This is a genomic window from Rheinheimera pleomorphica (assembly GCF_011634895.1).
Classification (GTDB): Bacteria; Pseudomonadota; Gammaproteobacteria; order Enterobacterales; family Alteromonadaceae; genus Alishewanella; species Alishewanella pleomorphica.
In genome coordinates, this window is sequence record NZ_SIRR01000032.1 from 99,447 (window position 1) to 109,508 (window position 10,062).

Consider the following 10,062-nt stretch of genomic DNA (forward strand, 5'->3'; position numbering starts at 1 on the left):
GGCGCAAATAGGCCTGAGCGCTTGCTATGTTGCCTGGGCGCAATGGTGCGCTCCTACTGCATTAACGGTGAGGCTGACAGGTTAAAGTCGTAACCCTCTATTTCAGCGTCCACTATTAAGGTGTGAATATACTGGGCTACCGCTTTGCGCCGTACTTTTTCATTTAAATAGTCGGCAATTTTTTGCTCGACTGCGTTAAATGGCAGTAACTGGCCAGGCACTTTGCGCGCAATATACACTATGTGGTAACCATAACGGCTTTCTACCGGTTGTGGCATTAGCCCTGGTTCGGCATTAAATATTTGCCGCTCAAACTCCGGCACGGTTTGGCCGCGGCTGATTTGGCCTAAACTGCCGCCGGTTTCTTTTGACGGACAAGCCGAGTAGTGTTGTGCCAGTTGTGCCAGCGGTTCGCCTTGTTGTAGCTTACTAATTAACTGCTCGGCCAGGGTTTTTGCCTCTACCCGGGCTTTGTCATCTTCTGGCGCTGCCGCCAGCAGAATATGGCTGACTTCCAGCAGTGGTGAGCTTTGAAACCGCTGTGGGTTTAGCCGGTAATATTGCTCGCACTCTGTTTGGTTGGCCTGCGGAATAGCCACTTCAGCATTGATCAGTACGTCAAGAAAGTTATCATCACTGGCGGTGTTGGCTTCGCTTTTTACGCTCAGTCCCAGCGCTTTAGCACGCTGGCGCAGCAGCTCACCAATAATCAGTGACTCGGCCGCCTTTAGCATAGCCGCGCGTTTATCGCTGGCCGGGTGGTACTGCATTTCGGCCATTATCGCCGCTTCGCTGATACTGGCTTGGTTGACTTGTATCATATTAAACCTCTGTAATCTGCTGGTTATTGGGGCGCAATGATGCGCCCCTACAATGGTCAGATTGTAAATCGACACTTTGTTTGAAACCGAAGTGTCCCGTAGGGGCGCATCCTTGCGCCCTAGAGCAATTGTTGCCAGTTCTGAGTTAGCGAACAAAACGCTGGCGTACTATCTGGTGTTGACGGCTGATGTACTGCACCGGCACGCTTAACATGTGCACTAAGCGGCTAAACGGAAACACCACAAACAACGTCATGCCCAAAAACACATGCAGTTTAAAAATCCAGTGCACGCCGCTAATGGCTTCTGCTGCCGCCAAGCTGTTAAAGGTGACGGTGTTTTGCGCCCAGGCCATCAGTTTTAGCATCTCAGCGCCATCTAAATGGCCCATCGAGACAAAAATAGACAGCAAACCCAGGATTAACTGCGCATAGAGTAAAAACAAAATGGCAATGTCCATCGGGTTACTGGTAGCGCGAATGCGCGGGTTAAACAGCCGGCGTTTAATCAGCACGGTTAGGCCGTAAAAGCAGATCAAGCCAAACAAGCCACCGGCGCCAATGGCGATCATTTGCTTCATTTGGGTGGTAATACCAAACAGATACCAGATTTCTTTTGGCATTAATAAGCCAAAGAAATGGCCTAAAAAGATGCCCAGCACGCCGATGTGAAAAGCGATACTGCCTTTGCGCAGTTGTTTGCTTTCCAGCAGCTGGCTGGAGCTGGTTTTCCAGCTGTATTGCTCTCTGTCGTAGCGGATCCAACTGCCAATCAGCATAATGGCGATGGCAATGTAGGGGTAAATGCCAAAGGCAAACAGATTTAAGTGTGCCATGTTAATGCTCCTTTAAGCGCGCTTAGCCGCGGCTGCTTTATAAAGTTGTGCGCCTGCTTCAGTGCTGCCGAGCAGCTCTGTGCTGAGTGGGATAAACTGATCGCGGCGCTGACCGTCAGTTGGTTTATTGCCGCTGCCGCAGGCTGAATTGGCTTGCTCGTTACCGATAAAGCTGACCATTTCCTCTTCCCATACCTTGTCCAGCGCCTTGGGCGTGTCGTCGCGCTGCTCGCCGGCCAGCTGTTGCTTGATGTCGGCTAAATCGACGTCAGCTTCAGACAGTGCCAGCAGGGTAGCGAAAATACTGGCGTAGTCAGAGCCGCGTTGCTCAAGACGGCACAGCAGTACCGCCAGCACTGGCGCGATTTCTTCCAGACCAATTTGCGCGTTTTGTTCGCCTTGGGTGGATAAAAACTCCAGGTAAAGCGGCAGGTAGTCCGGCAGCTCTTTAACGCCAATGTCCAGCCCGGCTTCGCGATATTGCGCCATCAGGTTCACCATGGCCTGGCCGCGATCGCGTGACTCACCATGAATATGCTCGAATATCAGTAAGGATAATGAGCGGCCGCGTTCAAACAGGCCGTCGTACTCTGACTGCCAGTCCATCAGCTCACTGGTGCAGCGATGCTCGATAAAAGCCGTTAAGTTTTGCTTAAGCTCGGCTGCGATAGCGGCATCAGCCACTATCGCCAGCAAGTCAGCCTTCGCCTCTACCAGCGGCTGCTTCGGGTAATCCAGCAGCAGAGATAACAGTTGTAGTATTGGCATGCTTTAATCCTTAATCTCAACCGGGATAACCTGACGTACGCCTTTGGCTTTAGTGCCAAACAGGTTTACGCCGTTATTGCCATCGCCGCAGCCGTTGCCAAAACTAAAACCACAGCTCGATTTTAAGTCATAGGCGTTTTCGGCATAGGCGCGGTGGCTGGTAGGGATAACAAACCTATCTTCATAGTTGGCCAGCGCCATATAGCGGTACATTTCTTCTACCTGTACCGGTGTTAAGCCGACTTGTTTCAGCACATCGGCATCTTCTACACCGTCTACCTGCTGCGCGCGTTTAAAGGCGCGCATCGCTATCATCCGCTCCAGCGCCCGCACTACCGGTGCTTCATCACCGGCGGTCAGCATATTGGCCAGGTAACGCAGCGGAATACGCAGTGATTTCAGATCCGGAATTTCACCGTTCATGCCAACATGGCCAGCCTGCACTGCACTTTGAATAGGTGACAGTGGCGGCACATACCACACCATTGGTAAGGTGCGATATTCCGGGTGCAGTGGCAGTGCCACTTTCCACTCCATCGCCATCATATACACCGGTGAGCGCTGGGCCGCTTTAATCCAGTTATCGCTGATGCCTTCAGCGCGGGCCGCGGCAATCACTACCGGATCGTTCGGATCAAGGAAGATATCCAGCTGCGCCTGATATAAATCTTTCTCGTTTGGCGTATTAGCCGCCACTTCAATTTTATCGGCGTCGTATAGCAGCACGCCTAAGTAGCGGATGCGTCCGACACAGGTTTCTGAGCACACCGTTGGTTGGCCGGCCTCAATGCGCGGGAAGCAGAAAGTACATTTTTCGGATTTACCGGTTTTCCAGTTGTAATAGATTTTTTTGTACGGGCAGGCCGACACACACATGCGCCAGCCACGGCATTTGTCCTGATCAATCAGTACTATGCCATCTTCTTCGCGCTTATAAATGGCGCCGCTGGGGCAGGCCGCGACACAAGCCGGGTTTAAGCAGTGCTCGCACAAGCGTGGCAGGTACATCATAAAGGTCTTTTCAAACTGACCGTAAATGTCCTTTTGCACTACTTCATTGAAATTCTGGTCGATTTTGCGTTTAGCAAACTCGGTACCGAGAATTTCTTCCCAGTTCGGGCCCCATTCAATTTTCTCCATCCGTTGGCCGCTGATCAACGATCGCGGCCGTGCTACCGGTTGGTGCTTGGTGTCGCCAACGTTATGTAAATGCTGGTAGTCAAAATCGAATGGCTCGTAGTAGTCGTCAATTTCCGGTAAGTCCGGGTTGGCGAAAATATTTGCCAGAATGCGGCGCTTACCGCCGATTTTCAGCTCCAGCTTGCCGCTTTTATTGCGTACCCAGCCGCCGTTCCATTTTTGCTGGTTTTCCCACTCTTTCGGAAAACCGATACCGGGTTTGGTTTCAACGTTGTTAAACCAGGCGTACTCGACACCTTCACGCGAGGTCCAGACATTTTTACAAGTGATGGAGCAAGTGTGGCAACCTATGCACTTGTCTAAATTCAGCACCATGCCTATTTGGGCTCTGACTTTCATGTTAATTCCTCAAATCTTGTTAGGGGGCATAATCCACAATGATGGATGTCTCGTCAGAGCAAGGCGGGGCAGGTTCGAAAAAGCGCAGTTTACCTTTGAGTAAATGAGCATTTTGAGACCTGGCCCAACGCCGCGCTGGCGTGACAGATGCGTTGTGGTTATGCCTCCTTGTCCAGCCAGTCGACTTTGCTCATCTTACGCACCACAACAAACTCATCGCGGTTACAGCCGACAGTGCCGTAATAGTTAAAGCCGTAGGATTGCTGCGCATAGCCACCGATCATGTGGGTGGGTTTCATTACCGCCCGGGTAACCGAGTTATGAATACCGCCACGGGTGCCGGTAAGCTCGCTGCCCGGTACGTTTACAATGCGCTCCTGAGCGTGGTACATCATGCTCATGCCTTCCGGCACCCGCTGCGATACCACAGCACGGGCAGAAATAGCGCCGTTAACGTTGAAGATTTCAATCCAGTCGTTATCTTCAATGCCGGCGGCGGCTGCATCGGTTTCACTTAACCAGACAATAGGGCCGCCACGCGACAGCGTTAGCATTAACAGGTTGTCAGAGTAAGTACTGTGAATACCCCATTTCTGGTGCGGTGTGATCCAGTTCAGTACCACTTCTTTGTTGCCGTTGGGTTTCTTGTTCAGCACCGGCTGCACGGTTTTTAAGTTAATCGGCGGCTTGTAGCTGCACAGCTGCTCGCCAAAATCGCGCATCCACTCGTGATCCTGATAAAACTGCTGGCGGCCGGTAATGGTGCGCCATGGAATTAGCTCGTGCACGTTGGTGTAGCCGGCGTTGTACGACACATGCTCATCTTCCAGGCCTGACCAGGTTGGCGAGCTGATGATCTTACGCGGCTGGGCGACGATATCGTTAAAGCGGATTTTCTCGTCTTCTTTGGGTAGCGCTAAATGGGTATGGTCACGGCCGGTAATTTTGCCCAGCGCTTGCCAGGCTTTAACTGCGACATGGCCGTTGGTTTCCGGCGCTAACGATAAAATCATCTCGCAGGCGTCGATGGCGCTGTCAATTTTCGCCATGCCTTTGTTGGCACCTTCATCGGTATGCACCCGGTTTAACTGCTTAAGGAATTTCACTTCCTCTTTGGTATCCCAGCTGATGCCTTTACCGCCGTTGCCTATTTTCTCCAGCAAGGGGCCAATCGAGGTAAAGCGGGCATAGGTGTTGGGGTAGTCACGCTCGACAATATTAATGTGCGGCATGGTGATACCCGGAATGGCATCACATTCGCCTTTCCACCAGGCTTTAACACCATAAGGCTGGGCCAGTTCGGCCGGGGTGTCGTGGTGCATTGGTGTGGTGACTACGTCAGTTTCCACACCTAAGTGGCCAACGGCGGCTTTGGAGAATGCCTTGGCAATGCCTTTGAAAATTTCCCAGTCGCTGCGCGCTTCCCATACCGGGTCAATAGCGGCGGTTAACGGGTGAATAAACGGATGCATATCCGAGGTATTCATATCGTCTTTTTCATACCAGGTAGCGGTAGGCAGCACAATGTCGGAATACAGACAGGTGGTGGACATACGAAAATCCAACGTTACCCATAAATCGACCTTGCCCTCGGCACCCTTGTCAGCCCACTCGATATCCTGCGGCTTTTTACCACCGAACTCGCCTAAGTCTTTACCGAGCAAACCATGCTTGGTGCCTAAAAAGTGCTTCAGCATATATTCGTGGCCTTTACCGCTGGAGCCCAGCAGGTTAGAGCGCCAGATAAACATATTGCGCGGGAAGTTTTGCGGGCTGTCGGGCTGCTCGCAGGCAAACTTAATGTTGCGATCTTTTAGCTGCTGTACCACATAGTCTTTTAGCTCGACACCGGCAGCTTTAGCTTTAGCGGCCAGGCCCAGCGGGTTAACGCCCAGTTGTGGTGCTGACGGTAACCAGCCCATGCGTTCGGCACGGCTGTTAAAGTCGATAATGCTGCCGCTCCACTTTTCTTTGTTCGCCAAAGGCGATACCACTTCGGTCATATCCAGCTTTTCATAGCGCCACTGGCTGGAATGGTTATAGAAGAACGAGGTACCGTTCATATGACGTGGCGGCCGCTGCCAGTCCAGTGCAAACGCCAGCGGGGTCCAGCCGGTTTGTGGCCGCAGTTTCTCCTGGCCAACATAGTGCGCCCAGCCGCCGCCACTTTGGCCGATACAGCCACACATCATCAGCATGTTAATTAAACCGCGGTAGTTCATGTCCATGTGGTACCAGTGGTTTAATGCGGCACCGACAATTACCATAGAACGGCCGCGAGTTTTATCGGCGTTACGGGCAAATTCACGCGCTACGCGTACCACATCTTCCGGGTTAACACCGGTAATGCTCTGCTGCCAACCCGGGGTGTAAGGCACGTTGTCGTCATAAGATTTAGCCCGGCTGGCATCATTAATGCCGTTATCTACGCCATAGTGCGCCAGCATTAAGTCAAATACGGTAGCCACTAACGCCGTGCTGCCATCGGCCAGTTCGACGCGTTTAGCCGGGATTTTACGCAGTTGCACTTCATCATGCGCGGTATGCTGGAAGTATTTATACTCGTGCGGCGCACCGCCAAAATACGGGAAGGCCACCTCGACCAGCTCGTCACGGTTATCTTTTAGCGATAACTGTAAGTCGATATCGCCGTCTTTATCTTTTTGCTCCAGGTTCCATTTGCCGGCCTGGCCCCAGCGATAACCAATAGCGCCATTCGGGCTGGTTAAGCGGCCATCTTTGTTAATGGCAATGGTTTTCCAGTCCGGGTTATTGTCTTCGCCCAGGTTATTAACCAAATCGGCAGCGCGTAAAAACCGGCCCTGCGTCAGATGCTTGTCACCTTGCTCCAGCATCACCAGCATTGGCATATCGGTGGTGCGTTTTACATAGTCGGTAAAATAGGCACTTGGGTTATCGACATGGAATTCTTTTAGAATGACATGGCCAAAGGCCATCGCCAGCGCAGCATCGGTACCCTGACGTGGTGCTAACCAGGTGTCACCAAATTTAGACGCTTCAGAGTAATCTGAGGTAATAACACAGGTTTTAGTGCCTTTGTAGCGTACTTCGGTTAAAAAGTGCGCGTCGGGGGTACGGGTTTGTGGCACATTAGAGCCCCAAACAATAATGTAATTGGAGTTATACCAGTCGGCCGATTCTGGCACGTCGGTTTGCTCGCCCCATACCTGCGGTGACGCCGGGGGCAAGTCGCAGTACCAGTCATAGAAGCTTAAGCAGTTACCGCCAATCAGTGATAAATAACGCGCGCCGGCGGCGTAAGACACCATCGACATCGCCGGAATAGGTGAGAAGCCGGTAACCCGATCCGGGCCATAAGTTTTAGTGGTATAGACATTAGAGGCGGCAATCAGCTCGTTGACTTCGTCCCAGCTGGCGCGGACAAAACCGCCTAAACCACGGCGCTCTTTGTAGCTTTTGGCTTTTTCCGGGTTAGTGACAATAGACTCCCAGGCTTTAACCGGGTCCTTGTGCGCAGCCTTGGCTTCGCGCCATAGTTTCATTAGCTGCTGGCGTACCTTGGGGTACTTTAAGCGGTTGGCGCTGTAGATATACCAGGAATAGCTGGCGCCACGCGGGCAGCCGCGCGGTTCGTGGTTCGGTAAATCCGGACGGGTGCGTGGGTAGTCAGTTTGCTGGGTTTCCCAGGTGACTAAACCGTCTTTAACATAAATTTTCCAGCTGCACGAGCCGGTACAGTTAACACCATGGGTAGAGCGCACAATTTTATCGTGCTGCCAGCGCTGGCGGTAACCCTGTTCCCAGGTTCTATCCTCATTAGTGGTAACACCGTGGCCATCGGCGAACGGGGCTTTGCGGGTTTTAAAAAACCGCAGTTTGTCGAGTAGGTGACTCATGGTTTACTCCTGGTCTTGTCCTGCATGAACAGACATATTGCTTTTCTGGTATGCACACTATAGAAACAACAGCTGGATGATGCTTGATTTAGATCACGCTAACCAGAGCGCTAAATGGCTGATAAAAAACGAAAATACCTACAAAGTGGTAGTGTGGGTAGTGCCGTAATCGCCGACAATAGGCGGGTGTTTACCCCTTGCGGTATCAAGTGGCAAGCGCCAGCTACCCCGACGGGAAAAAGGGGGTAGCTCGATTGTGCCGACGGTTTTTATAACAAAGCGGCGTAATAACAGATAAGCAGGTATGCTTAGGCAGTAAATATGCGGAGTGGTTATGCGACAGTTTTCTATTGTTACCCGAATTAATATCGCGCTGGCCTGTATTGTTACGCTGGCCATTGGCACTATGCTGGCATCGTATTGGTTGTCGGATAAAACCGACAGTGATGCTCATGCGGTGAATGTTGCTGGCTCGCTCAGGATGCAAAGTTACCGTATGGCCTGGTTAACGCAGCAGCAGGACGAACAAAATTTGCAACAGGCTAAAGCACAGTTTAACGAGAGCTGGCAGCATCCGGTATTTACCCGTTTTATGCACAATGCGCGCATCGTGGCCCAGTTCGATGCCGCAAAGCATCATTGGCAGCAGCTGGAGCCGCGCCTGGCACAATTGTCCGGCCAGCCAGCGCAGATTGAAGTGGCGCTGGCAGAGCAAATCCAGTTGCTGGAGCAGCTGGTGTCTTATATCCAGCAGGATGCCGAGCAAAAGGTACGCAGTTTTCGCACCCTGCAACTGGTGGCACTGCTGGCGACAGTATTACTGTCAGCGATAGTGATCTACTGGTTAAAAGTGATGGTACAACAGCCGCTGGAAGCCTTGACACAAGGTGCCAAACGGGTCGCGATGGGAGATTTTACTCACCGCTTAAGTGTAGAGAATAACGATGAGCTGGGCACCCTGGCGCACAGCTTTAACAAGATGAATGACTCTATTGCCTATATGTACGGCAACTTAGAACAGCGGGTAGAGCAGCAAACCGAGGCGCTGCAGCATACCAATACCACTCTACGCTTTTTATACAACACCGCGCGGCGTATCAGTGAGCACGTGCCGGAGTATGTTGATTTCAGTAAAATTGTTACCGAGCTAAAAACGGTGGTAAAACTTGATGATTTAGAGCTGTGTCTGTTTACCGAAGCCGGTGACAGACCCTATATGCAGTTGGTGCCGGGGGACAGTGAAAATGATCCCTGCGCAGAACAAAATTGTGGCGACTGTTTAAGCCAAAGCGAGAATAGCGGCTGCAGCACACACCAGTATAATTATTTGCTGCAACGCGAGCGTAAAAAGTACGGCGTACTGGTGGCGCGGTTGCCAGAAGGGCAACAACTGGCGCGCTGGCAGCAACAGTTAATGGCCTCGGTGGCCGATCAGCTGGCATTGGCACTGAGTTTAAAATCAGAAGAGCAGCAGGTGCGGCGGTTGGCACTGATGCAGGAGCGCACGGTAATCGCCCGCGAGCTGCATGATTCTTTAGCGCAGGCGTTATCCTATTTAAAAATTCAGGTCACCCGGTTAAATAAAGCCACCCAGAAAGAGGATAAAGCCACTATTGCCGATGTATCGGCTGAGCTGAAACAAGGGCTGGATGCGGCCTACCGCCAGCTACGTGAGCTTCTGACCACCTTCAGGTTAAAAGTTGACGGTGCAGGCTTGTTAAGCGCGCTGCAAACCACGGTAAAACAGTTAACCGAGCAGTCTGACTTGCAGATCCGGCTGGATTATCAGCTGACCAATGTGCCGCTGGCGCCGCATGAAGAAATACACCTGCTGCAAATTATCCGCGAAGCCAGCCAGAATGCCGTACACCACAGCCAGGGTAGCGAGCTGAAAATCAGCCTGCAGCACAGTAAAGACGGTATCAGCCTGGCGGTAGAAGATAACGGCGTTGGCATACCGCAAGCGGCCGAAAAGCTTAACCACTATGGCCTGGCTATTATGCAGGAGCGTAGTAAACATTTAGGCGGTAACATTCAAATCAGAGCGAGAGAGGAGGGCGGCACCGGGGTGTATTTTAGTTTTGCACCGGAGTATTTATTACAGCAGCAGATGGCGTGATGACATGCCGGTGTTGTAGGCCCCAATGATATTGGGGGCGCAATAATGCGCCCCTACGGTGGTATGGGTTTACATATTGAATTGGGTGTTTGCGTCGGGTTT

At 51.9% G+C, this 10,062-nt stretch carries 6 protein-coding genes; 1 reads left to right on the plus strand and 5 read right to left on the minus strand.

Annotated elements, in window-relative coordinates; translation table 11 throughout:
• Positions 1-53: 53 nt before the first annotated feature.
• From EYB30_RS18460 to EYB30_RS18480, 5 genes are all read right to left on the minus strand, one after another.
• On the minus strand, positions 54-821 hold the full coding sequence (locus EYB30_RS18460) for a peptidylprolyl isomerase (protein WP_166841075.1): 768 nt from the start codon (positions 819-821) through the stop codon (positions 54-56).
• A gap of 145 nt (positions 822-966) precedes the next feature.
• The gene (narI, locus tag EYB30_RS18465; RefSeq protein ID WP_166841077.1) at positions 967-1,656 is read right to left on the minus strand and encodes a respiratory nitrate reductase subunit gamma; all 690 of its coding nucleotides are present in this window, start codon (positions 1,654-1,656) and stop codon (positions 967-969) included.
• A 12-nt stretch (positions 1,657-1,668) separates the two neighbouring features.
• Positions 1,669-2,424 (minus strand): nitrate reductase molybdenum cofactor assembly chaperone, encoded by a 756-nt coding sequence (narJ, locus tag EYB30_RS18470; protein ID WP_166841079.1) that lies wholly within the window; start codon positions 2,422-2,424, stop codon positions 1,669-1,671.
• A 3-nt stretch (positions 2,425-2,427) separates the two neighbouring features.
• A complete protein-coding gene (gene narH / locus EYB30_RS18475) occupies positions 2,428-3,963 on the minus strand; it encodes a nitrate reductase subunit beta (protein ID WP_166841085.1) in 1,536 nt (511 codons plus the stop codon).
• Between the two features lie 158 nt (positions 3,964-4,121).
• The gene (locus EYB30_RS18480; RefSeq protein ID WP_166841089.1) at positions 4,122-7,841 is read right to left on the minus strand and encodes a nitrate reductase subunit alpha; all 3,720 of its coding nucleotides are present in this window, start codon (positions 7,839-7,841) and stop codon (positions 4,122-4,124) included.
• A 334-nt stretch (positions 7,842-8,175) separates the two neighbouring features.
• Between EYB30_RS18480 and EYB30_RS18485 the strand changes: the two genes are divergently transcribed.
• A complete protein-coding gene (locus EYB30_RS18485; protein ID WP_166841093.1) occupies positions 8,176-9,960 on the plus strand; it encodes an ATP-binding protein in 1,785 nt (594 codons plus the stop codon).
• Positions 9,961-10,062 lie beyond the last annotated feature (102 nt).